The organism is Pseudotabrizicola formosa (assembly GCF_002900965.1).
Taxonomy (GTDB): Bacteria; Pseudomonadota; Alphaproteobacteria; order Rhodobacterales; family Rhodobacteraceae; genus Pseudotabrizicola; species Pseudotabrizicola formosa.
In genome coordinates this window covers 759,590-781,837 of sequence record NZ_PJOM01000002.1, presented here as the reverse complement: position 1 = coordinate 781,837, position 22,248 = coordinate 759,590, and the positions used below count along the sequence as shown (strand labels likewise).

General features: G+C 64.0%; 21 protein-coding genes and 1 tRNA gene. 14 read left to right on the top strand and 8 right to left on the bottom strand.

From position 1 onward, the window contains the following. Positions 1-60 precede the first annotated feature (60 nt). From CXR43_RS07785 to CXR43_RS07735, 11 genes are all read left to right on the top strand, one after another. Positions 61-1,053 carry an alcohol dehydrogenase catalytic domain-containing protein gene (locus CXR43_RS07785; RefSeq protein WP_103333440.1) on the top strand — a complete coding sequence of 331 codons (993 nt, stop codon included), beginning with the start codon at positions 61-63 and terminating at the stop codon, positions 1,051-1,053. Next, the gene (locus CXR43_RS07780) at positions 1,050-1,328 is read left to right on the top strand and encodes a putative quinol monooxygenase (RefSeq protein ID WP_246831311.1); all 279 of its coding nucleotides are present in this window, start codon (positions 1,050-1,052) and stop codon (positions 1,326-1,328) included. The genes CXR43_RS07785 and CXR43_RS07780 overlap by 4 nt, the downstream gene beginning before the upstream one ends. Before the next feature lie 41 nt (positions 1,329-1,369). Next, on the top strand, positions 1,370-2,296 hold the full coding sequence (locus CXR43_RS07775; protein WP_210402065.1) for a DMT family transporter: 927 nt from the start codon (positions 1,370-1,372) through the stop codon (positions 2,294-2,296). 81 nt (positions 2,297-2,377) lie between these two features. Beyond that, the gene (locus tag CXR43_RS07770; RefSeq protein WP_103333439.1) at positions 2,378-3,466 is read left to right on the top strand and encodes a hypothetical protein; all 1,089 of its coding nucleotides are present in this window, start codon (positions 2,378-2,380) and stop codon (positions 3,464-3,466) included. Positions 3,467-3,575: 109 nt separating this feature from the next. Further along, positions 3,576-4,445, top strand: a complete 870-nt coding sequence (locus CXR43_RS07765) for an ATPase (protein ID WP_103333438.1) — start codon at positions 3,576-3,578, stop codon at positions 4,443-4,445. A 38-nt stretch (positions 4,446-4,483) separates the two neighbouring features. Then, positions 4,484-5,401 (top strand): homoserine O-acetyltransferase MetA, encoded by a 918-nt coding sequence (metA, locus tag CXR43_RS07760; RefSeq protein WP_103333437.1) that lies wholly within the window; start codon positions 4,484-4,486, stop codon positions 5,399-5,401. Beyond that, positions 5,376-6,326 (top strand): alpha/beta fold hydrolase, encoded by a 951-nt coding sequence (locus CXR43_RS07755; RefSeq protein ID WP_103333436.1) that lies wholly within the window; start codon positions 5,376-5,378, stop codon positions 6,324-6,326. Before metA ends, CXR43_RS07755 begins: the two co-directional genes overlap by 26 nt. A 46-nt stretch (positions 6,327-6,372) precedes the next feature. Next, positions 6,373-7,248 (top strand): polyphosphate kinase 2, encoded by an 876-nt coding sequence (gene ppk2, locus CXR43_RS07750; protein ID WP_103333435.1) that lies wholly within the window; start codon positions 6,373-6,375, stop codon positions 7,246-7,248. Further along, positions 7,245-7,877, top strand: coding sequence for a TetR/AcrR family transcriptional regulator (locus CXR43_RS07745; RefSeq protein ID WP_103333434.1), 633 nt, complete (start codon positions 7,245-7,247; stop codon positions 7,875-7,877). The genes ppk2 and CXR43_RS07745 overlap by 4 nt, the downstream gene beginning before the upstream one ends. A 169-nt stretch (positions 7,878-8,046) precedes the next feature. Then, positions 8,047-8,706: an ABC transporter ATP-binding protein gene (locus CXR43_RS07740; protein WP_103333433.1), complete on the top strand. Its 660-nt coding sequence runs from the start codon at positions 8,047-8,049 to the stop codon at positions 8,704-8,706. Positions 8,707-8,797: 91 nt separating this feature from the next. After that, entirely contained in the window at positions 8,798-10,444 is a 1,647-nt protein-coding gene (locus CXR43_RS07735) for a KpsE/RkpR family capsule polysaccharide export protein (RefSeq protein WP_354001003.1), read from the top strand. 69 nt (positions 10,445-10,513) lie between these two features. On the opposite strand, the gene CXR43_RS07730 is transcribed toward CXR43_RS07735, so the two are convergent. The 7 genes from CXR43_RS07730 to CXR43_RS07700 all read right to left on the bottom strand — a co-directional run bounded on the left by CXR43_RS07730 (position 10,514) and on the right by CXR43_RS07700 (position 18,994). Then, positions 10,514-11,302 carry an FAD binding domain-containing protein gene (locus tag CXR43_RS07730; protein WP_103333431.1) on the bottom strand — a complete coding sequence of 263 codons (789 nt, stop codon included), beginning with the start codon at positions 11,300-11,302 and terminating at the stop codon, positions 10,514-10,516. A gap of 12 nt (positions 11,303-11,314) precedes the next feature. Beyond that, positions 11,315-13,693 carry a xanthine dehydrogenase family protein molybdopterin-binding subunit gene (locus CXR43_RS07725; RefSeq protein WP_103333430.1) on the bottom strand — a complete coding sequence of 793 codons (2,379 nt, stop codon included), beginning with the start codon at positions 13,691-13,693 and terminating at the stop codon, positions 11,315-11,317. Positions 13,694-13,702: 9 nt separating this feature from the next. Next, complete coding sequence (locus CXR43_RS07720; RefSeq protein WP_103333429.1) at positions 13,703-14,188, bottom strand: (2Fe-2S)-binding protein; 486 nt, start codon at positions 14,186-14,188, stop codon at positions 13,703-13,705. 49 nt (positions 14,189-14,237) lie between these two features. After that, positions 14,238-14,762: an SRPBCC family protein gene (locus CXR43_RS07715; protein WP_103333428.1), complete on the bottom strand. Its 525-nt coding sequence runs from the start codon at positions 14,760-14,762 to the stop codon at positions 14,238-14,240. A gap of 81 nt (positions 14,763-14,843) precedes the next feature. Next, the gene (locus tag CXR43_RS07710) at positions 14,844-17,042 is read right to left on the bottom strand and encodes a hybrid sensor histidine kinase/response regulator (protein ID WP_103333427.1); all 2,199 of its coding nucleotides are present in this window, start codon (positions 17,040-17,042) and stop codon (positions 14,844-14,846) included. After that, a complete protein-coding gene (locus CXR43_RS07705) occupies positions 17,039-18,202 on the bottom strand; it encodes an FIST N-terminal domain-containing protein (protein WP_210402064.1) in 1,164 nt (387 codons plus the stop codon). Before CXR43_RS07705 ends, CXR43_RS07710 begins: the two co-directional genes overlap by 4 nt. A 72-nt stretch (positions 18,203-18,274) precedes the next feature. Next, on the bottom strand, positions 18,275-18,994 hold the full coding sequence (locus CXR43_RS07700; protein ID WP_103333426.1) for a response regulator transcription factor: 720 nt from the start codon (positions 18,992-18,994) through the stop codon (positions 18,275-18,277). A gap of 185 nt (positions 18,995-19,179) precedes the next feature. Here CXR43_RS07700 and CXR43_RS07695 point away from each other — a divergent pair, with 185 nt between their 5' ends. Continuing rightward, a complete protein-coding gene (locus CXR43_RS07695) occupies positions 19,180-19,656 on the top strand; it encodes a lytic transglycosylase domain-containing protein (RefSeq protein WP_103333425.1) in 477 nt (158 codons plus the stop codon). Between the two features lie 10 nt (positions 19,657-19,666). Then, positions 19,667-20,710 (top strand): lysine-2,3-aminomutase-like protein, encoded by a 1,044-nt coding sequence (locus tag CXR43_RS07690; protein ID WP_103334105.1) that lies wholly within the window; start codon positions 19,667-19,669, stop codon positions 20,708-20,710. Positions 20,711-20,746: 36 nt separating this feature from the next. Here the strand turns inward: CXR43_RS07690 and CXR43_RS07685 are convergent, their stop codons facing one another. Continuing rightward, on the bottom strand, positions 20,747-21,928 hold the full coding sequence (locus tag CXR43_RS07685; RefSeq protein WP_103334104.1) for a BaiN/RdsA family NAD(P)/FAD-dependent oxidoreductase: 1,182 nt from the start codon (positions 21,926-21,928) through the stop codon (positions 20,747-20,749). Positions 21,929-22,121: 193 nt separating this feature from the next. On the opposite strand from CXR43_RS07685, the gene CXR43_RS07680 reads away from it, so the two are divergent. Then, a tRNA-Gln gene (locus CXR43_RS07680) sits at positions 22,122-22,196 on the top strand. The last annotated feature ends 52 nt before the right edge of the window (positions 22,197-22,248 follow it).

Sequence of the window (22,248 nt, the reverse complement as noted above, 5' to 3'; positions counted from 1 at the left end):
CAAAATCACCTTGCCCGGCTGGCCCTTCCGCGCCACCCTCTCGCCCGAGGGGGACAGGCCATGCAGGCACTCAGGCTTCACGCTATCCGTGATCTTCGGCTGGACAGGGTGGCAGACCCAGTTCCCGGCCCGGGCGAGGTGATTGTAGACATCGAGGCCGCCGGCATCTGCGGCACCGACCGGCACCTTTTTCTGGGCGAATTTCCCAGCACACCCCCCGTCACCCTGGGCCATGAGTTCAGCGGCATCGTCACCGCCGTCGGCGAAGGCGTGACGCTGCCCCCCGGTACCCGGGTCACCTGCGATCCGAACATCCCTTGCCTGACCTGCGCGCAGTGCCTGCGCGGGCGCGTCAACCTGTGCCCCAACAATCGCCCCACCGGCGTGGGGCGGGATGGCGGCTTTGCGCGCTTTGCCAAGATCCCTGCACGCAATGCAATTCCCCTGCCCGCTGACCTGCATCCGCATCACGGTGCCTTTTGTGAACCGTTGGCCTGCACCCTGCACGGCCTTGACCGCGCCGCCCTGCGCCCGGGAGAGCGCTGTCTGATCCTGGGCGGTGGTGTCATCGGCCTGCTGGCGCTGCAACTGGCGCGTCTCGCCGGAGCCGAGGTGATGATGCTGACCCGCAGCCGCGCCAAGCAGGATCTGGCCCTGTCACTGGGGGCAGATCATGTGGCGGCCACGCCCGAGCAGGCGCGGCAGATCTGGCCCCAGGCGGCCGATGCCGTCATCGAATGCGCCGGTGTGGTGGACACGATAGAGACAGCCCCACAGCTTACCGCCAATGGCGGGCGGATTGTCATTCTGGGGGTTCTGGCCAAAGGCACCCGGGTCAGGATAGAACCCTTTGACCTGTTGTTCCGGGAAATCCAGATGTTGCACAGCTTTCTTAATCCGTTCACCCATGATCGGGCCGCCCGGATGATCGCCTCTGGTGTGGTGACCGTCGCGCCGCTGATCACCCGCCTGCTGACCCTGGCCGAGGCGCGTGCTGCCATCAGCACCCCCGCTCCGGCGGGCGAAGTGCGCGCCATCGTGGTGCCGCAGTGATCCGCCTGAAGGGCCATCTGATCTGCATGACCCCGGACGAGGCCCAGGCCGTGCGCCAGCATCTGCCCGACCACATCCTGCTGTCGCGCGCGGAACCGGGGTGCCTTGCCTTTGATGTCAGCGAAACCGATGATCCGATGGTCTGGGACGTGCAGGAAACCTTCCGCACCCGTGAGGATTTTGACGCGCATCAGGCACGCACCCGGTCCAGCCGCTGGTTTGAGGCCACCCGGCACATCCTGCGCGATTTCCGGGTGGAAGAGCTGCCTGACTGAACGCTCTGGACAGCGCGGGATTTGCCCGTCAGAACAGCCCGATGACCGCCCCCGACGCCCCCCCCGCCCCGCCGCAGACCACACCCTATCGCCCGGTGGTGGCGGCGCTGTGGATGCTTGGCTCTGTCGTGTCGTTCAGCGGCATGGCGATTGCCGGCCGCCAGCTGCAAGGCGCACATGACACATTCGAGATCATGGCGGCGCGGTCCTTTGTCAGCTTTTTCCTCGTGCTGGGGGCAGCCGCAGCCATGGGCCGGCTGCGCGACATCAGCGCAGACCGCCTGGGCGGGCATGGTATCCGCAACGTGGTCCATTTCACCGGGCAGAACCTGTGGTTCTGGGCGCTGACGATGATCCCGCTGGCACAGTTGATTGCGATCGAGTTCACCTCGCCGCTTTGGGTCATCCTGCTGTCGCCTCTGCTTCTGGGCGAGCGGATCACGGCACCGCGGGCCCTGGCCGCAGCCCTGGGATTTGCCGGAATCCTGATCGTGGTACGCCCCGATTTCAACGCGCTCAACATCGGCGTTCTGGCCGCCGCCGGGGCCGCGGTCTGCTTTGCCGCCACCAATATCGCCACCAAACGGCTGGCACGCGATGTCACCATCCTGTCGATCCTGTTCTGGCTGACGGTGATGCAATTTATCTTTGGCGCGGTGCTGGCCGCCTGGGATGGCCAGATCGCCTGGCCCACCGCCGCGACCGCCCCCTGGCTGGCGCTGATCGGAGTTACCGGCGTGCTGGCACATCTGTGCCTGACCTCGGCCCTGCGCCTTGCCCCGGCCACCTTTGTGATGCCGATCGACTTCACCCGCCTGCCGCTCATGGCCGTCGCCGGAGCCCTTTTGTACAATGAACAGATCGAGGCGGTGCTGTTTCTTGGTGCAGGCCTGATTCTGTTCGCCAACTGGGTCAACATCCGGTCCGAGACGCGAAAGACACACAGGCCATCAATGACAGTTCGGTGACGCGGCGTCATTGATTGACCACATTCGCCTGCGTCAAATAGCATCAGGACAGGGGAAATCCTTCATGTGGGATGAGGACAAATGAAACATTCACTGATCGCAGTCGCCGCTGTCGCGGCCACTGCAACATCTGGCCATGCCGGCGGATTCGAACGGTCGACCACGCCGCTGGGCTTCATGTTCGAACAAGGCAACTATGCCGAGCTGAGCTTTGGCGCAGTCCGGCCAAAGGTATCGGGCGGGTTGATTGTGGCCCCTTCGGTGACGACGGGCAATGTGACCGAAAATTACACCACCGTCGGATTGGCGTTCAAAGCCGACCTGTCGCCGAAGCTTTCAATGGGCGTGATCATCGACCCGACCTTCGGTGCCGATGTGGCCTATCCGACCGGCACCGGCTACCCGATTGCCGGATCGAACGCAAAGCTGCGCGGCGACACGCTTGCCATTGTCGGACGCTACAAGTTCAATGACAGCATGTCGGTCCATGCCGGCCTGCGCTCGGTCGGGATCGGTGGCACGGTCAGCCTGTTCAACGGCGGCGCGAATTTCTACAACGCCTCTTTTGCGAATGACCGGGACATCGGTTATCTGATCGGCGGCGCCTATGAAATGCCCGAGATCGCGCTGCGGGTGGCACTGACCTATGCGTCGGAAACCGAACATGATCTGGAAGCGAGCGGCTTTTCTGCCTTTGCCGCGGGTGGCGTGATTTCCGGTTCGACCATCGTGAAGCTGCCGCAATCGCTGACGCTCGATTTTCAATCCGGTGTCGCGGCCGACACGCTTGTGTTCGGCTCGATCCGCTGGATGGACTGGAGCGAGACGCGCCTGCAAGCGCCCGACGCCGGCAGCGCGAACCCGCTGGTCAGCTATGACAATGACACGATCACCTATAATATCGGTGTGGGTCGCAAGTTCAGCGAGGCGTTTTCTGGCGCGATTTCCATCGGCTATGAAAAGCACCACGGTGGAAACGTCGGTAATCTGGGGCCGACGGATGGCCAGAAAAGCATTCAGATCGGCGGCACCTATACCCACCGCAACATGAAGATCAGTGCCGGTGTGCGCTATATCGATGTGGGCGATGCAACCGCCCTGTCCGGCAATGGCAGCTTTGCCGGGAACACGGCGCTCGGCGTCGGGATGAAGGTCGGTTTCACTTTCTGATCCGCCCGCAGACGCTGCACAAAGAACCCGCCCCCCAACCGGGGCGGGTTTTGCATTGAAGGCGGGGCCCATGGGCGGTAACTGTCGGGCGGCATCTTTGGGGGCGGTGATGATCTACGAAACCGGGGCGGAGTATCTGAGCAGCCCGCGCAAGCGGGTGCTGTTGTTTGGCATGTCGGGTCTGGGCAAGACCCATCTGTCCAACATGCTGCGCGACACCCGCCCCACCGCCGGCGGCTGGTTTCACTATTCGGTCGATTACCGCATCGGCACCCGCTACATGAACGAATTCATCGCCGACAACTTCAAGCGCGAGGCGATGAAAGTGCCGCTGCTGCGCGAACTTCTGATGACCGATTCCGTCTATATCGCGTCGAACATCACCTTTGACAATCTGGCCCCGCTGTCGACCTATTTGGGCAAGCCCGGTGATCCGGCCCGCGGCGGCCTGCCCTTTGCGCAATACATGCTCCGTCAGGACCAGCACCGCAAAGCCGAGGTGGCGGCCATGCTGGACACGGCGCATTTCATCGCCCGCGCCGATGACATCTATGGCTATCCGAATTTCGTCTGCGACACCTCGGGCTCGATCTGCGAGGTGGTGGACCCCGCGGATGCCGATGATCCGGTGTTGCGACAATTGTCGGAAACTTTATTGCTGGTCTGGATCAAAGGGTCTGACGACCATACGGCCGAATTGGTGCGCCGCTTTGACCGTGCGCCAAAGCCGATGTATTATCAGCCGGATTTTCTTCATGCGGCTTGGGAAGAATACCGCACAACCCACGATAAAACCGATGAAACCTGTGATCCCGATCACTTTGTGCGCTGGACCTATGCCCGCGCCTTGGCCCATCGTCAGCCGCGCTATGCCGCCATGGCGACCTGGGGGGTCACGGTCACCGCCGAAGAGGTTGCCACCGTCGCCACGCCCGATGATTTCAACAGTCTGATCAGTCGCGCCATTGATCGGCGCTGATCCGTCCCATACATCCACCGCTCCAAAGGAAGCATCCCATGCCCATCACCCTGCCAGAGACCCTGCCCGCCTTTGACGTTCTGCGGAACGAAGGCGTCATGGTCATGTCGCCCGAACGCGCGGCGCGGCAGGATATCCGGCCATTGAAAATCGGGTTGCTGAACCTGATGCCGAAGAAGATCCAGACGGAAAACCAGTTCGCGCGCCTGATCGGGGCCACGCCGCTGCAGATCAGTTTCGAGCTGATCCGCATGTCGGAACACCAGACCAAGAACACCGCCGCCGAACATATGGAAGCCTTCTATCGCCCGTTTCAGGAGGTGAAGGATGAAAAATTCGACGGGCTGATCATCACCGGCGCGCCCATCGAACACCTGCCGTTCAAGGAGGTCACCTATTGGGACGAGTTGGCAGAGGTCTTTGACTGGACCCAGACCAATGTGCAATCCACCTTCGGTGTGTGCTGGGGCGGAATGGCGATGATCAACCATTTCCACGGCGTGCAGAAACACATGCTGGACCACAAGGCCTTTGGCTGCTTTCGCCACCGCAACCTTGCGCCGACCTCGCCCTATCTGCGCGGGTTTTCCGATGATTTCGTGATTCCCGTCAGCCGCTGGACAGAAATGCGCCAAGCCGAGATCGACGACAAACCCGGCCTGCGCACCCTGCTGGGCAGTGATGAGGTTGGCCCCTGTCTGGTCGAAGACCCGGACCACCGCGCCCTGTATATCTTCAACCATTTTGAATATGACAGTGACACGCTCAAGCAGGAATATGACCGCGACATCGCCAATGGCACCGCGATCAATGTGCCGCTGAATTATTACACCGATGACAATCCGTTGAAGCCGCCGCTGAACCGCTGGAGAAGTCACGCGCATCTTCTATATGGCAACTGGATCAACGAGATTTATCAGTCCACGCCCTATGACCCTCAAGACATTGGCCGCTAGTGCGGCGCTCATCGGGCTTGGCCTGATCGCTGCCACCCAATGGCGGCTCACGACCCGAGAGGCGGCGGCGCGGGCGTCGCATCCGCCGACCGGGCAGTTTGTCACGGTCGAGGGGGTGCGGGTGCATCTGCAGGTCGCAGGCTCCGGGCCCGATCTGGTGATGATCCACGGGGCCAATGGCAATCTGCGCGAATTCACCTTTGCGCTGATGGAGCAGCTGTCGCGCCGCTACCGTGTCATTGCGGTGGACAGGCCGGGTCTGGGCTATTCCGATCCGGTGCCGGGTGATCAGGCCAGTGTGGCCGCGCAAGCGCGCCTTCTGCGCGCTGCGGTGGAACAGCTTGGCGCAAGCGCCCCCATCGTGCTGGGGCAAAGCTATGGCGGCAGCGTCGCACTTGCCTGGGCGCTGCAAAGCCCGCCTGCGGCTCTTGTGCTGGTGTCATCGCCTTCCCTGCCCTGGCCCGGGGCGCTCGACCCGTGGTATCGCATCACGGCCACGGCACTTGGCCGGCACACGCTGGTGCCGCTGGCCTCGGCCCTGGTGACCGAAGGCTTCGTCCGCACGACCATTGACGCAGTGTTTGCGCCGCAAGCCGCACCGGAAGGCTATGCCGACCATCTGGGCATCGGCTTGACGCTGCGACGTGACTCGCTGGCGATAAATGTGATGCAGATCAACCAGCTGCGGCCACAGGTTGAAGCGATGCAACAGGACTACCCGACCCTGACCCTGCCGGTCGAACTGGTGCATGGCGACGCCGATACCATCGTACCGCTGCACATCCATTCCGCCCCTCTGGCACAGATCCTGCCCAATGCCGCGTTGACCGTGCTGCCGGGCGCGGGCCACATGCCGCATCACACCCACCCGGAGACGGTGATCGCGGCAATCGACCGGGCGGCACAGCGCGCCGGATTGCGCTGAACCGGGCATTCGCCATAGGGTGGGGCAGACACGGGAGACCCAGGCCATGAAACTGCCTTTTGACGGTGCCATCAGCACGTTCTTCGCCTCTGACGCGCCAAAATCGGTGCGCAAGGCCATAGAGTCCGCAAGCAAGGACGATATTCTGGACCCGTCCTACCCCTACCGCCAAGAGATGAAGGGCAAGGATTACGACGCGCAGATGGACCGGCTGCAGATCGAGCTGGTCAAGATGCAGTCAGACATCAAGGCCACCGGCAAGCGCCTGGTGGTGATCTTTGAAGGCCGCGACGCGGCGGGCAAGGGCGGCACCATCGGGGCCACGCGCGAAAACCTGAACCCGCGGGTCTGTTCGGTGGTGGCGCTTGCCAAACCGTCGGACCGCGAGGCGGCGCAATGGTATTTCCAGCGCTATGTCGACTGGCTGCCGGCCAGTGGCGAAATCACCCTGTTTGACCGCAGCTGGTACAACCGCGCCGTGATCGAGCATGTCTTTGGCTTTTGCACCCCGGCGCAGCGCGAGCATTTCTTTGCCCAACTGCCGGATTTTGAGCGGATGCTGGTGGAAGAGGGCATCATCTTCCGCAAGATCTGGCTGGAGGTGGGGCAGGCCGAACAACTCAAGCGGTTTCTGGCGCGCGAACAAGACCCGCTGAAACAATGGAAACTGTCGCTTATCGATATCGACGGGCTGAAGAAATGGGACAGCTACTGCACCGCGATCGATGAGACGATGGAGCGCAGCAGTTTCGGCTTTGCGCCTTGGACGGTGATCCTGTCGGATGACAAGAAACGCGCCCGCATCGCGGCGGTGCAGACCATTCTGGCCTCGGTCGACTACAAGGGCCGTGATCTGGCGGTGATCGGCACGCCCGACCCAGCCATCTGCGGTGGCCCGGATCTGCGCAAGGGCCGAGGGTGAAACGCGGCTATCATCACGGCAATCTGCGACAGGCGCTGGTTGAGGCGGCGCTCGGTCTGATCGCCGATCAGGGGCCGACCGGGTTTACCCTGTCCGAGGCGGCAAAAGCCGCCGATGTGACACCGGCCGCCGTCTATCGGCATTTCGCCGGACGCGAAGACCTGCTGGCGGAAGTCGCCCGGCAAGGCTATGAGATTTTTGCAGCGCTGATGGAATTTGCCTTCGACAATGGCCGCCCCACTGCCTTGGCGGCCTTCGAATCCACCGGCCGGGCCTATCTGGCCTTCGCCCGGAAATACCCCGGCCATTACGTGGCGATGTTCGAGGCGGGGCTAAGGCTGAACGACCATCCTGACCTCGCGCTGGTGGCTGGCAAGGCGCGCGCGGTGCTGGAACGCGCGGCCGAAAGCCTGTCGCAGCACCTGCCGCCCGACATGCGCCCCCCGGCCACGATGTTTTCAGCCCATATCTGGGCCATGAGCCATGGGGTGGTCGAGCTTTACATGCGCGGCAATGCCAATGGCGGGGCGCGCAGCCCGTTTCCGCCCGAAGACCTGCTGGAAGCCGGGATCGGCATCTATCTTCGCGGGTTGGGGCTGTTGCCACCTGATGGCACGCGTCTGTCCTGAGCGGCTTGCCATGGCGGCCTGCTGTCGAACATAATGCTGCCCGAAACCCATGGCATAAACCTTAAAAAAACGGATCAGAGTCAAGGTTCCACGCAATGAGGCAGGACGCGCGGCGCAATGGACCAAGGCACCGGCCTTGACACAGCGCATGACGTGATAAGGGGCGGCAGTGATCGAGTTCGAGGGCGTGTCAAAGTCATTCTGGACCGGGAAGCAGCGCAAGATCATTCTGGATCAGGCGTCCTTCCGCATTGATCTTGGCCAGTCGCTGGGCATTCTTGCCCCCAATGGCGCGGGAAAGACCACCATCATCAACATGATGGCCGGGCTGGAAAAACCTGATGAGGGCCGGGTCACCCGCACCAGCCGCATTTCCTTTCCGCTGGGGTTCATGGGGGGTGTGGTCAACAAGCACACGGCCACCGAAAACAGCCGCTATGTGGCCCGGCTTTACGGGCTTGATCCGGATTATGTCGAAAGCTTCTGCCGCTGGCTCTGCGGCATTGCCGAATATTTCGACATGCCGGTCGGCACCTATAGCCAGGGCATGCGGGCGCGGTTCTCGTTTTCGCTGATGCTGGCGCTGGAATTCGACATCTACCTGATCGACGAAGGCATGCCTGCCACCACCGATGTGGATTTCAACCGCAAGGCCGGGCGTATCCTGCGTGAGCGGCTGCAACAGGCCACCGTGGTGATCGTCAGCCATCAGGCGCAGACGCTGGAAAAATTCTGCAAACAGGCGGCTGTGCTGCGCAACGGCCAGCTTTATACATTCGACACTCTGGAAGAGGCGAAGCAGCTTTATGACTATCAAGCTCAAGGTTAAACGCTACAACCTGCGCCGCCCGGATCCGGTGTCTGCTTCAGTGTCTGGCCCAGTGTCAGGCCCAGTGTCTGTGCCGCCCCGGCCGCGCGCGGTGCCTGCTGGTAGCGTGCCGCCACGCCCGGTGTCGGCACCGGCACCTGAAGACGGCTTTGGCGCAGACCCGTTTCCCACCGCAGGGAACCAGGTCGATGCCATGATGGATGCGGGGGGGGAGTCCCCTGCCCCGCGCCACCCTGCGCCGGCCCAGGCAGGTGCCGAACAGCCGAACCCGAACGATATTGACCAGATCCGCAAAGAGGGGCTGACGGGGCGCCAGCTGCGCATGGCGCGGCGCATGGCACAAAAATACGGGCTGCCCGCCACCTCGGATTTTGACGCCGTGCGCCTGTTGCGCGCCGCCGGTGTTGATCCGTTCCAGAAATCAACCTTCATGCAAATGATCAGCGCCGAAGGGGCCGACCTGCCCTTGGCTGGCCAAGGTGAGCCTGGGTCGCGCGCGCTGACGGTCGGGCCCCGGGGGGATGGCGTGCAACTGCCGCAGACCATCAAGCCGATCAAGGTGCCGTCGACCGAAGTGCGCGCCGAGGAATCGCATCTGTCGGAAATCCAGCGCATCCAGCAGGATCTGGCCAGGCGCCGCCGCCGCAAGTCTGCCCTGCTCATGGCGCGGTTGTTCTTTTTCGTCGGACTGCCCACGCTGTTGGCAGGCTGGTATTACTATGTTGTCGCAACGCCGCTGTTTGCCACCAAAGCCGAATTCGTGATTCAGCAGGCCGATCCGGCGGGGGCGCAGGGCATGGGCGGGCTGCTTTCGGGCACGCAATTCGCCACATCGCAGGATTCCATCGCAGTGCAGGGCTATCTGCAATCCCGCGACGCGATGATGCGTCTGGACGCCGATCACAGCTTTATCGCCCATTTCGCGCAGGACCAGATTGATCCGATCCAAAGGCTGGCCCCCGATGCCACCCGCGAGGCGGCCTACAAGGTCTATCAGCGCAATGTGAAAATCGCCTATGATCCGACCGAGGGCATCATCAAGATGGAGGTGATCGCCGCAGATCCACAGGTGTCGGCCGATTTCTCGCAGGCCCTGATCGGCTATGCCGAAGAGCAGGTTGATCATCTGACCCAACGCCTGCGCGCCGATCAAATGCAGGGCGCGTTCGAGGCTTATGAACTGGCCGAAGAGGCCATGCTGACCGCGCAGCGCAAGGTTGTGGATCTGCAGGAACAGTTTCAGGTGCTGTCGTCCGAGGTGGAGGTGTCGCTGATCACCACCCAGATCGGCCAGTTGGAAACCCAGCTCAGCCAGGACCGGCTGAGCCTGGCGCAGATGCAATCCAACGCCACCCCGAACGCCGCCCGGATGGAGCCTTTGCTGCGCCGGATCAGCACGCTGGACGCCGAGATTGCCACCCTGCGGTCGCGCCTGACGCAAGGGGTGGCTGGCGGCAAGTCACTGGCACAGGTGCAGTCGGAACTGCTGGTGGCGCAGGCCGATGTGCAGACCCGGCAACTGCTGCTGTCGCAATCGCTGCAATCAATGGAAACCGCGCGCACCGATGCCAACCGCCAGGTCCGCTATCTGTCGGTCTCGGTCAGCCCGGTCCCGCCCGATGAGGCGACCTATCCGCGGGCGTTTGAAAACACGATGGTTGCCCTGCTGATCTTTGCCGGGATCTATCTGATGATCTCGATGACCGCTGCAATCCTGCGCGAACAGGTTTCGGCCTGACGGTCACAACGGGTCAAAGCAAAAGCCCCCGGTCCTGCGACCGGGGGCTTTTTAATCTGCCGCAACAGATCAGCGTGCCGCTGTCACCGCGCGCCCGGTCAGCACCTTGACCAGATTGGCGCGGTAAGCCGCCGACCCGTGCAGATCGCTGATCATGTCATCAGAGGGCACTGTCAGCCCGGCAATCGCCCCCGCCGCGAAATCCGCCGACAGTGCCGCCTCGGCCTCTTCCCAGCGGAAGACGCCGTTGTTAGATGCCCCGGTCACCGCCACCCGCACGCCATCGGCAAACTTTGCGACGAACACTGCCGTCAAGGCAAAGCGGCTGGCGGGCTGGTTGAACTTCACATAGGCCGCCGCTTGCGGGATCGGGAAGATCACCTGCGTGATGAACTCCCCTTCTTCGAGCGCCGTGGTGAACATGCCCTGAAAGTAATCCTCCGCCGCGATCCGGCGGCGGTCTGTCACCACCGTCGCCCCCGAGGCCAGCACCGCCGCCGGATAGCAGGCCGCCGGGTCATTGTTGGCGACCGACCCGCCGATGGTCCCCCGGTTGCGCACCGCCGGATCGCCGATGCCGCCCGCCAGGCTGGCGAGCGCGGGGTAGTGCGCGAGCGCCTCGCGCGCCACCACCGCATGCGGCGTGGCGGCACCGATGTGCAGGCCGCCCTCGCCCATGCAGACGCCCTGCAACTCGGCAATGCCGGTCAGGCTGACCAGCACCTCGGGGGCGGCCAGCCGCTGTTTCATCGTCGGCAGCAGGGTCTGCCCGCCTGACAGCGGCTGTGCGCCCTCGGTCGACATGGCCGCGACAGCATCGGCGATGGACGAGGGTTTGACGAATTCAAAGTTATGCATGGTGACCCCTCCTTACGCGTTCATCGCCTGCCACACCCGGTTGGGTGAGACGGGCATATCAATATGTGACACATGGGTATGGCCACCCCGGTGCAAAGCATCGATCACCGCATTCACCACCGCCGGAGGCGAGCCGATGGCCCCGGCCTCGCCGCAACCCTTCACCCCCAACGGATTATGGGTGCAGGGCGTGGCACAAGAATGATCCACCGTGTAAAACGGCACATCATCGGCACGCGGCATCGCGTAATCCATGTAAGATCCGGTCAGCAGCTGGCCGTTTTCGTCATAGGACGTGCTTTCCAGCACCGCCTGACCAATCCCCTGCCCCACGCCGCCATGCACCTGGCCCTCCACGATCATCGGGTTCATCACATTGCCGAAATCATCGGCGCAGGTGAAGGAGACCACATCAACCTTGCCGGTGCCCTCATCCACCTCGACCTCGCAGATATAGGCGCCTGCGGGATAGGTGAAGTTGGCAGGGTCATAGAAGGCGGTTTCCTCCAGACCCGGTTCCAGCGTTTCCAGCGGGTAATTGTGCGGGACGTAAGCCGAAAAGGCGATCTCGCCGAAGGTCTTGGCCTTGTCGGTGCCCGCCACCGAAAACTTGCCATCCGCAAAGGTGATGTCGCCTTCGGCCGCCTCCAGCATATGGGCTGCGATCTTCTTGCCCTTGGCGATGATCTTGTCGATGGCGCGGTCCATGGCCGACCCCGCAACCGCCAGAGAGCGCGAGCCATAAGACCCCATCCCGAACGGGATCTTGGCGGTGTCGCCATGCACAATTTCGACTGACGAGGCATCAATCCCCAGCTTTTCCGCCACGATCTGCGGGAAGACGGTTTCATGCCCCTGCCCGTGGCTGTGCGCCCCGGTCATCACCGAAATGGTGCCGGTGGCATTCACCCGCACGGTGGCAGCGTCATAAAGCCCCACCCGCGCGCCCAGCACCCCCACCAGATGCGAGGGCGCAATACCGCAAGCCTCGATCCAGGTCGACAGCCCCATGCCGCGCAGCTTGCCGCGCCTGGCGCTCTCAGCCCGGCGTGCCTCAAACCCGGCGACATCGGCAAGTTCAACCGCCTTGTCCAGCGTGGCCTGATAATTGCCGGTGTCATAGACCAGCCCGACCGGCGTGGTATAGGGGAACTGATCGGGCGTCAGCAGATTGCGACGACGCACCTCGAACGGGTCGAGATTCAACTCGCGGCACATTTTATCCACCACACGCTCGATGCTATAGGTCGCCTCAGGCCGCCCGGCCCCGCGATAGGCATCTACCGGGGCGGTGTTGGTGAAAACCGTCTTCACGTTCACATAGACATGCGGCACCTTGTAAGGCCCCGCCATCAGTGTGCCATGCAGGAAGGTCGGCGTGGCGGTTGAGAAGTTCGACAGATAGGCACCTACATTTGCGTAGGTTTCCGTGCGGATCGCAAGAATATCGCCTTGCTTGGTGCAGCCCAATTCGATCTTGGTCACATGGTCGCGGCCATGCGCGTCGGACAGAAAACTTTCCGTCCGCTCTGCTGTCCAGCGCACCGGGCGGCCAAGGCGTTTGGCGGCGGCCAGAACCAGCGCCTCCTCACCGTAGTGATAGATCTTGGAGCCAAACCCGCCGCCCACATCGGGGGCCACGACCTGAAGCTTGTTTTCCGGAATGCCCATCACAAAGGCGCAGACCAGCAGCCGGGTCAGATGCGGGTTCTGGCTGGTGGTGGTGAGCTTATAGTCACCCGTGCCGGGGAAATACTCGCCGATGCTGGCGCGTGGTTCCATCGCATTGGGGACAAGCCGGTTGTTGGTCAGCTCCAGCGTCACCACATGGGGCGCGGATTTCATTGCCTCATCCACGGCGGCGCGGTTGTCTTCGATCCAGCCCCAGTCAAAGCAGATGTTGTCGGGGATTTCGTCATGCACGCGGTTGCTGGCATCGGCCGCCGCCGCCTTCATGTCGATGATGGCGGGCAGTTCCTCGATCACCGTCGCATCCGACAGCACCTGTGCCGCATCCTTGGCCTGCGCATAGGACTCGGCAATCACGGCGGCATAGGCGTCACCGACATGGCGCACCTTGCCATGCGCCAGCACCGGGCGCTTGGGTTCGCGCATGGGTGTCCCGTCGCGGCTGTTGATCAGCCAACCCGCCGGGTTGCCGCCGACATCCTTGAAATCCTCGCCGGTAAACACCGCCAGCACGCCGGGCATCGCCTCGACCGCTGCCGTGTCAATCGACACGATCCGGCCATGCGCCACGGTGGAGCGCACCATCACGGCATGGGCCTGGCCAAACATCGTCAGGTCATCGGTATAGACCCCGCGGCCCGTCAGGAACCGCACATCTTCGCGGCGCTTGGTGGATGCGCCTATTCCGGTATCTTTTGGCATCTGATCCCCCTACTGCGCAGCAATGGCGTCTGCGTCCTGACCGGACGCGGCCAGCACGGCTTTGACGATGTTGTGGTAACCGGTGCAGCGGCAGATATTGCCCTCCAGCCCGTGGCGTACCTCGGCCTCTGAGGGGCGCGGATTTTCCGCCAGCAGGGCTGCGGTGGTCATCACCATGCCGGGCGTGCAGAAGCCGCATTGCAGCCCGTGATGGTCCTGAAACGCCTGTTGCACCACGCCAAGGCTGCCATCGGCATTGGCCATGCCCTCGATCGTGCGCACATCCGACCCTTCGACATCCATCGCAAAGACGGTGCAGGATTTGACGGCGCGGCCATCGACATGCACCACACAGGCCCCGCATTGGCTGGTATCGCAGCCGACATGGGTGCCGGTCAGCCCCAGCCCCGTGCGCAGATACTCCACCAGCAAGGTGCGCCCCTCTGCCGGTGCCGAGACGGATTTTCCGTTCACGGTCATCGTGACATTCGTCATGTGTTCCTCCCTTGGATCTGTCCTGGGTACGGTTTTGCGGCTCAATCGCTCAGGTGATCAGCCGCTTGAACCAGCCTTTTTTCGGTGTCTCGTCGTCGCCTTCGGGGGCGGGTTCCGCCGTTTCCGGTTCGGCAGGGCCTTCCACGGCGGTCTGGAAGCGGCTGAAAAACTCATCCGCCATCTTCTTGGCAAAGCCGTCGATGATCCGGCTGCCCAGTTGCGCAAGCTTGCCACCCACATTGGCCTCGACATCATAAGACAGCCGCGTGCCTTCCGGGATCGGTTCTAGCCGCACCACGGCGCCGCCCTTGGCAAAGCCCGCCGGTCCCCCCTTGCCCTCACCCGAGATGGTCACCGCCTCGCCCTCGGTGATGTCGGAGAGGGTGACCGCGCCCTTGAAGGTCGCCTTCACCGGGCCAACCTTTTGCGTCACCACCGCCTCGAACCCCTCATCGCGGTTGCCGGTCACCTCGGTGCAGCCCGGAATACAGGCCTTGAGCACCTCGGGGTTCAGAATGGCGGCCCAGACCTCGGAGGGCGGGGCTTGGATATCGCGGGTATCACTCATGTGCATCGGTCAGTCTCCCTGTGGCGGCAGATTAGGCGGCGACGGGGCGGGGCGCTATGGAACATAAGTCGTAGGATATCCGGCGCGCTATGGCAGGTCGCGCAGAAACGCCTCCAGCGCGCGGGCATCCAGCGGCTTCATCAGCACCTCTATCCCGTCGCGCTGCGCCAGTGCCTGCACCTGCAGGCTGCGATTGGCGGTAACCAGACGGGTGGGCACATCGCCATGCCGCGCACGCAGGAGGCGGATGAATTCCACCCCGGTCATGCCATCGCCCAGCTGATGGTCGACCAGAAAGAAATCGGGCAGGATTCCCAGCTCATCAATCAGCGCCAGGGCCGCTTCGCCGCTGTCAGCATCCAGCACCGACAGCCCCCATTTTTCCAGCAAAAGCGCCATGGCGCGGCACAGGTCGGGGTCGTTTTCCACCAGAAACCCGATTTTGCCCTGCAGGCGCATCCGGGGACGGGTGACCGCTGGCGGCGCCACCGCCAGGGTTTCGGCGGACGTAACCGACGGCAGCTGCAGCATGAAACAGGTGCCCCGTCCCAGCCGGGAGGACAGCCCCAGGGGATGCCCCAGCAGGGCACAGGCCCGCTCCACGATCGCCAGCCCCAGACCCATGCCTTCGCTGGCCGAGGCGCGGGCGTTCAGCCGGTGGAACTCTTTGAAAATATTGTCCTGTTCCTCCTCCGGAATGCCGAGGCCAGTGTCCCAGACCTCCAGCCTTGTCATCCCCCCACGCCGGCGGGCGGCCACCACCACCCGGCCCTTCGTGGTATAGCGGATGGCGTTGCCGATCAGGTTTTGCAGGATGCGGCGCAGATAGGCCGGGTCCGTCATCACCACCGCGTCCGACAGCCGCACCGTCAGCAGCAAGCCCTTGGCCGCCGCAATGGCGGTAAATTCCGCCGCCAGCTGCGCCAGAATCGGGCGCAGCGCCACCTGCCCCACCGATACCGCCGCGCGCCCCGATTCCAGCTTGGAGATATCCAGAAGCGCGTCCAATATCCCCTCGACCGAGACCAGCGCATTCTGCGCCTTTTCCAACGCCTCTACCGCTTCGGGTGGCACCCCTTCGCCGCCGATGCTGGCGATGAACAGCTTGGCAGCAGACAGCGGTTGCAGCAGATCATGGCTGGCGGCGGCCACAAAGCGCGACCGGCTGGCATTGGCGCGCTCGGCATGGGCCAGCGCATCTTCCAGCTCCAGCGTGCGCTCCATCACGCGCGCCTCAAGCGTTTCATTGGCCCGGCTCAGCGCGTGGATCGCGGCCCGTTCGGTGGTGACATCGGTAAAGCTCATCACAAAACCGCCGTCGGGCATTTCCTGCGCGAACACCGCCAGAATCAGATCATCGCCGCGCCGCACCTCGAAGGTCAGCGGGGGGCGACCCGTGGCCCCCTTGACCCAAGCCGCCAGAGCGGCATCGGTCATCCCGTCCGACAGGGTGATCTCTTCCCGAAACCGCTGCAGCAGATAGTCAAAGGAGGCCCCCACCCGGAACCGCGCCACCGGAATCGCCAGAAGCTGCCCCAGCCGCGCATTCCACCCCACCAGCCGCGCCTGAGCATCAAAGATCGACACGCCCTGATTGATATGGTCCAGCGTGGCGCGGATCATCCGGGCCTGATCGTCCAGCAGCTTGCCCCGCTCCTGCCGTTCGGACCGGATGATATCGGTCACATCGGTCTGCAAGATCACCGTGCCGCCATCCGCCGTGCGGTGTTCGGACACCTGCACCCAGCGGTCCCGGATCATCCGCACGTTAAAGATCACATGCCTATCTTGATGGCGCCGCTTGCGCCGGATCGCCCAGTCCTGCGGGGTCTCAAAGTCCGGCAGTTCCAGAAAGCGCGACCGGCTGACCCGGTCAACATAGGCCTCGAAGGTCAGGCCAGGACGCAGGGCATCGCGGATATCTTCCATATGCATGCCAAAGCGTGAATTACACAGCACCAGCACATCGCCCGCATCAAACAGCGCAAATCCCTCTTGCACCGTCTCGATCGCATTGGCGAGGTTCTGTCGCGCGGCCTCGGCGCGGCGGTTGGCCTCTCCCAGACGGGCATTCGACTCGTTGAGCAGGTCCAGCGCGCGCTCCAGATCACGGGTGCGGTCGCGCACCTGATCTTCCAGCATCGCGGCGCGCTGAAACTGGGCATAGGCCGCGCCATTGTCATCGGTATCGGATTCCACCCGCCGCATCAGCACCTGCGCGATGGTCATCAGCTTTTCCATCTGCCGCTCGGGCGGGTCGGCGGGGTTGATCAGCGTGTCAATCATGCGGGATCCGGCGGATAGAGCGCCACCCCGGTCATCGTGTGGTTCACATGCATGGAGTTCCACTGCTCGCCATAGGTGGAAAAGCCCAGCACGTTCCGGTCACGCAACACCTTCGAAATCGCGCCCGCATGCTGCTTTTCCAGCGCCTCCATCCGACGCAGAATGCAGTCGCAGGCCAGAATGGCGGCAGGGGCACCATGATCGGACAGGCGGCCAAGTTCACGGTCCAGATGCGCCACCATATCCTGCGGCTCGGCGAGGGTCAGGACCAGCCCCTCGTCAATGGCGGAAAAGAACACCAGATCGCCATTCTCTTCCATTTTCTGGATTGCCCGCACATGGTGGCGCCCGCCCACCCGCACCACCACCGGGTGGGCGGCAAAGGTAAAGGTCGTCAGCTGCGCAGGATCTTTGCCCAGCAGGCGCGCATATTCCTGCGCCGCCGGTTCGGCGTTGATCTGATGCACGATGCGCCGCGCCGGATCGGCCTGCGTGACCACCATACGCCGGTCGGTCGGCACCAGATGGTCAAGGTTGAACACCCGCGCGCGGCACCTGCTGCGCACCAGCATGACAATCGCCGCAGCGCTGATGGCCTGCCCCTGCCAGATCACATGGGTCCGCCCGAAGCGCAAGCCATCGGCGGCTGACCCGCCAAACAGCGGCACCGGGCCAAGACCCGAGGCGACAGCGGCGGCCAGATCATCCTCGGCCGTCGACAATCCGTCCACCATCATGAACGCGAATTCATGATCCCACCCGGGCCGGTCCTGCTGCAACCCGGTGCGGGCGCGGATCAGCTGCCCGATCAGCTCTTGCGGGCTGATCCGCGCAAGATCCGGCACCAACAGGCAGTCGGTGCAGAAATAGGCGGCCGGAAAGCCCACTGCGACAATATCGCCCTCGGTATAGCCCAGATGCGAAATCTCTCCGGCAGTGGTGCAGCCGATCACCAGACCGGGCGGAAAGTGCAGGTCCAGATCGGCACAGAACCGCGCCAGATCAGCCTCGGGCGACACGAACACCACGATGCGCGAAAACGGCCCCGCGCCAAGCGCCTGCGCCAACTGCCCTGCCGCATCAGGGGCAGTGGCGGGCACACAAGCGCTGATCAGGACGTCTGCCGCACCGCCTGCTGTCAAGCCACGCATTTCCTGCATCGCCAATCCCCCCTGCCCAAAGGCTAGGGCGTGCCTCCGGCTTCGGCAAGCGGTTCGATCCGCCCGGCCCGATCAATCGCCTTCCGGCATCAGGCTGTCAAAGCTTGCGCCGCGCGCGATCAGCACCGCCTGCGTCCGGCTTTGCACCCCCAGCTTGCGCATGATCGCGGTCACATGCGCCTTGACCGTGGTTTCGGCTATCGTCAGGTCAAAGGCGATCTGCTTGTTCAGCTTGCCCTCGCAGATCAGCTGCAGGATGCGCGCCTGCTGCCGGGTCAGCAGCGCCAGCCGGGCCACGGCATCTTCGCGCTGGCTGGCCGGGGCTTTCGGATCATGTTGCGGAACATAGCCGTCGGGATGATAGGCATGGCCCCGCCGGATCGCGTCAAACGCGGCGCGGAACACGTCGCGGTGGCTGTGTTTGGGCACAAACCCCGAGGCCCCCGCCCGCAGCGCCGCGCTGATCACCCGGTTGTCAGCCAGCGACGACACCACCACCACCGGCACCAGCCCCACCACCGATTTCAACCGGATCAACCCGTCCAAGCCATCGACATCCGGCAGGTTCAGGTCCAGCACCACCACATCCGGCATCGGGCCTTGCTCCAGCCGGGCAATCGCACTGTCCAACCGGTCAGCGGTCTCGATCCGCCCGATTCCCGCCACCGCCTTCAAGGTCATCGACAGGGCATCGCAGAACAGCGGATGGTCATCCACCACCAAAGCAGAGTGCAGGCTGCGCGTCGGCTCGGACCCTAGGGTGTCGGATCGGGGCAGGATATGCACGGTCATGGCTCACCTCAGGCTGCGATGACGCAGGTTAACAGGCCGCACCACCCCAGCATAGCCCGCCTTACGTCGTATCCCCCGCCCCTCCCGCCTCCCGCCCCTCCCGCCAATGTCATTGCCGGGGGCTGGAGCGTGGGGCGCAGATGCAGTAAACCCTGCGCCAACCCCAAGGGAGAAGGATCCTGCCCATGCCCCCGTTCTCACGCCGCGCGGCCCTGTTTCTTGGCCTTGCGCTCGTCGTCTCGGCCTGTGGCGGGCGCGATGGCAGCCGGGCCCTGATGGCCGGCGGCGGCCCGCTCAACCCGGGTGAGACACCGGAACTGCGGGCGCTGATCCAGCGCTACGCGGCAGAATATGACGTGCCGGTCAGTCTGGTGCACCGGGTGGTGCAGCGGGAATCGCGCTACAATCCGGCGGCACGCAACGGCCCCTATCTGGGGTTGATGCAGATTCACCCGCAAACCGCGCGAACCATGGGCTTTCGCGGCGCGCCCGCCGATCTGCTCGACCCCGAGACGAACCTGCGCTACGCGGTCAAATACCTGCGCGGGGCATGGCTGGTGGCCAACGGGTCCGAAGAGCGGGCCGTGATGTGGTATGCCCGCGGCTATTATTACGAGGCCAAACGCCGGGGACTGCTGGATGCCGCCGGCCTGCGCGGCTGACCCTGTGAGCATGGATGGCACCTTCCCCTTGCGCCCGGCGCAGAGCATTTCCGATCTGGTCGCCGATGGCCTTGTGCGGGCCGATGAGGCCCCGGTGCTGGAACGCGTCGCGCAGGATTTCCGCCTGCGCCTGACCCCGCAGATGCGCGCGGCCTCTGCCCGGTCTGACGGTGTGGCGCGCCAGTTCGTGCCTTCCGCCGCCGAGCTGATCCAGCGCCCCGAAGACCTGCCTGATCCGATCGGCGATGATGCGCATGCCCCGGTGCCGGGGCTGACGCACCGCTACCCGGACCGGGTGATCTTGCATGTCACCAAAACCTGCGAAGTCTATTGCCGCTTCTGCTTTCGCCGCGAAACCGTGGGCGACACCGGGCATCTGCCTCCAGATCAGCTCCAGGCCGCGCTGGACTATATCGCCCGCACGCCCGCTATTCATGAGGTGATCCTGACCGGGGGCGATCCGCTGGTTCTGTCGGCGCGGCGGATCGGCGATCTGGTGGCCCGTCTGGCGGCGATCCCGCATGTCGGCGTGCTGCGCCTGCACACGCGGGTGCCGGTGGTGGCCCCCGACCGGATCACGCCGGCGCTGATTGATGCGCTGCGCCAGCACCCGTCGGTCTGGATCGTGGTGCACACCAACCACGCCGACGAATTGACGGCAGAGGCCCGCGCCGCCCTGACCCGGCTGGCCGATGCCGGCATTCCGCTGCTGTCGCAATCGGTGCTGCTGCGCGGGGTAAATGACAGTGCCGATGCGCTGGAAGACCTGTTCCGCGCGCTGATCCGGTTGCGGGTCAAACCCTATTACCTGCATCATTGCGACCTTGCGCGCGGGGCCGGCCATTTCCGCACCACGATTGCCGAGGGGCAAGCGATCATGTCCGCCTTGCGCGGGCGGTTGTCCGGCACGGCTTTGCCCAGCTATGTGCTTGATATTCCGGGTGGATTTGGCAAGGTGCCCATCGGGCCGGGCTATGTGACGGCACAGGCGCGGGGCTGGAGCGTGACCGATCCGAACGGCCATCAGCATCACTACAGCGACCCTGAACGCTAAGGGTTTGCGCGAATTGTGTCGCGCAAACCCTTGATTTCACACAGCCTGGCCTGCAGCCCAGCCCGATGACCAGGCCCATTGGAAATTGTAGCCGCCCAGCCAGCCGGTCACATCCACCACCTCGCCCACGAAATACATCCCCGGCACAGCCTTGGCCTGCATCGTGCGGGCATCCAGCGCATCGGTATCAACCCCGCCCAACGTGACCTCGGCGGTGCGATAGCCTTCGGACCCCACCGGCATCAGCCGCCAGTTGCGCAAGACCTCTGCCACCTGCTCCAGCGCCGCGTTGGACAGCGTGCCAAGCGGCCCGGCAGGGGCCACCACCGTCTCCAGATGCCTTGCCAGCCGTTCGGGCACCAGCCCCGCCAGGGCCGTGCGCAGCGCCAGTTTCGGCCCTTGCGCGCGGGCCTCTCGCAACAGCGCCGCCAGATCGCGTCCCATGCCGAGATCGACCGCAATCGCCTCGCCCTCGCGCCAGTAGCTGGAGATCTGCAGAATCGCCGGGCCAGACAGGCCGCGATGGGTGAACAACAGCCCTTCGGCAAATTCGGTGCGTCCATGCCGGACGCGGCCTTCGACCGACAGGCCCGAGAGCGGCTTCATCCAGACCAATTCTTGCTCGGCAAAGGTCAGCGGCACCAGACCGGGCCGGGTTTCCACCAGCGGCAGGCCGAACTGCTCCGCCACGCGGTAGCCAAAGCCGCTGGCCCCCATCTTGGGAATCGACTTGCCGCCGGTCGCCACCACCAGCGCGGCGCAGTGTAGCACCCCGCGCGCAGTTTCTAACCGGAAGCCGCCGCCCGGCAACGCCGCCACCGCCCCCACCTCGCAACCCAGCCACAGCTCTGCGCCCGCCCGTGCCAGATCGCGGGTCAAGGCCTCGACCACCTGCGTGGCAGGCCCATCGCAAAACAGCTGCCCCAACGCCTTTTCATGCCAGGAGATGCCCCAGCCATCCATCCGCGCGATGAAATCCCATTGGGTAAAGCGCTTGAGCGCCGACAGCGCAAAGCGCGGATTGCGTGACAAGAACCGCTCCGGCGCAATCTCGAGATTGGTGAAATTGCACCGCCCGCCGCCCGAGATGCGGATCTTCTCGCCGGCTGCCCTGGCGTGATCGATCACCCGCACCCGCCGCCCGCGACGCGCGGCCTCGATCCCGCAGAACAGACCCGCAGCCCCGGCCCCCAGCACAATGACATCCAGCTTTTCCATGCCTGCGCAATAGCGCGGCCCCGGCGCTTCGTCCATCCTTGCCCTGCGGCACGGCCGCGTCAGCCGCAGGTCCGGCACCTGTGCCACAGCCATCCGCGCCCTGCCGCCCTCAGAAGCTGCGGGCCTCTTTGCATTTTTGTGATGAACCCCCCTTGCACCCGCCAACACCCTTGGCTAAACACCGCCGCACGGTTGGGGCGTCGCCAAGCGGTAAGGCATCGGTTTTTGGTACCGACATACCCAGGTTCGAATCCTGGCGCCCCAGCCAACCGCTTTTCAAGAAACAGACACATCTTGCCGTTGACGGCGCCCTCCAAAGG

Bases quoted from the DNA above. Each gene is read 5' to 3' on its own strand.
- CXR43_RS07785 (WP_103333440.1), top strand. From the start codon at position 61: ATGCAGGCACTCAGGCTTCACGCTATCCGTGATCTTCGGCTGGACAGG.
- CXR43_RS07775 (WP_210402065.1), top strand. From the start codon at position 1,370: ATGACCGCCCCCGACGCCCCCCCCGCCCCGCCGCAGACCACACCCTAT.
- CXR43_RS07770 (WP_103333439.1), top strand. From the start codon at position 2,378: ATGAAACATTCACTGATCGCAGTCGCCGCTGTCGCGGCCACTGCAACA.
- CXR43_RS07765 (WP_103333438.1), top strand. From the start codon at position 3,576: ATGATCTACGAAACCGGGGCGGAGTATCTGAGCAGCCCGCGCAAGCGG.
- metA (WP_103333437.1), top strand. From the start codon at position 4,484: ATGCCCATCACCCTGCCAGAGACCCTGCCCGCCTTTGACGTTCTGCGG.
- CXR43_RS07755 (WP_103333436.1), top strand. From the start codon at position 5,376: ATGACCCTCAAGACATTGGCCGCTAGTGCGGCGCTCATCGGGCTTGGC.
- ppk2 (WP_103333435.1), top strand. From the start codon at position 6,373: ATGAAACTGCCTTTTGACGGTGCCATCAGCACGTTCTTCGCCTCTGAC.
- CXR43_RS07730 (WP_103333431.1), bottom strand. From the start codon at position 11,302: ATGCATAACTTTGAATTCGTCAAACCCTCGTCCATCGCCGATGCTGTC.
- CXR43_RS07725 (WP_103333430.1), bottom strand. From the start codon at position 13,693: ATGCCAAAAGATACCGGAATAGGCGCATCCACCAAGCGCCGCGAAGAT.
- CXR43_RS07720 (WP_103333429.1), bottom strand. From the start codon at position 14,188: ATGACGAATGTCACGATGACCGTGAACGGAAAATCCGTCTCGGCACCG.
- CXR43_RS07715 (WP_103333428.1), bottom strand. From the start codon at position 14,762: ATGCACATGAGTGATACCCGCGATATCCAAGCCCCGCCCTCCGAGGTC.
- CXR43_RS07710 (WP_103333427.1), bottom strand. From the start codon at position 17,042: ATGATTGACACGCTGATCAACCCCGCCGACCCGCCCGAGCGGCAGATG.
- CXR43_RS07705 (WP_210402064.1), bottom strand. From the start codon at position 18,202: ATGCAGGAAATGCGTGGCTTGACAGCAGGCGGTGCGGCAGACGTCCTG.
- CXR43_RS07700 (WP_103333426.1), bottom strand. From the start codon at position 18,994: ATGACCGTGCATATCCTGCCCCGATCCGACACCCTAGGGTCCGAGCCG.
- CXR43_RS07695 (WP_103333425.1), top strand. From the start codon at position 19,180: ATGCCCCCGTTCTCACGCCGCGCGGCCCTGTTTCTTGGCCTTGCGCTC.
- CXR43_RS07690 (WP_103334105.1), top strand. From the start codon at position 19,667: ATGGATGGCACCTTCCCCTTGCGCCCGGCGCAGAGCATTTCCGATCTG.
- CXR43_RS07685 (WP_103334104.1), bottom strand. From the start codon at position 21,928: ATGGAAAAGCTGGATGTCATTGTGCTGGGGGCCGGGGCTGCGGGTCTG.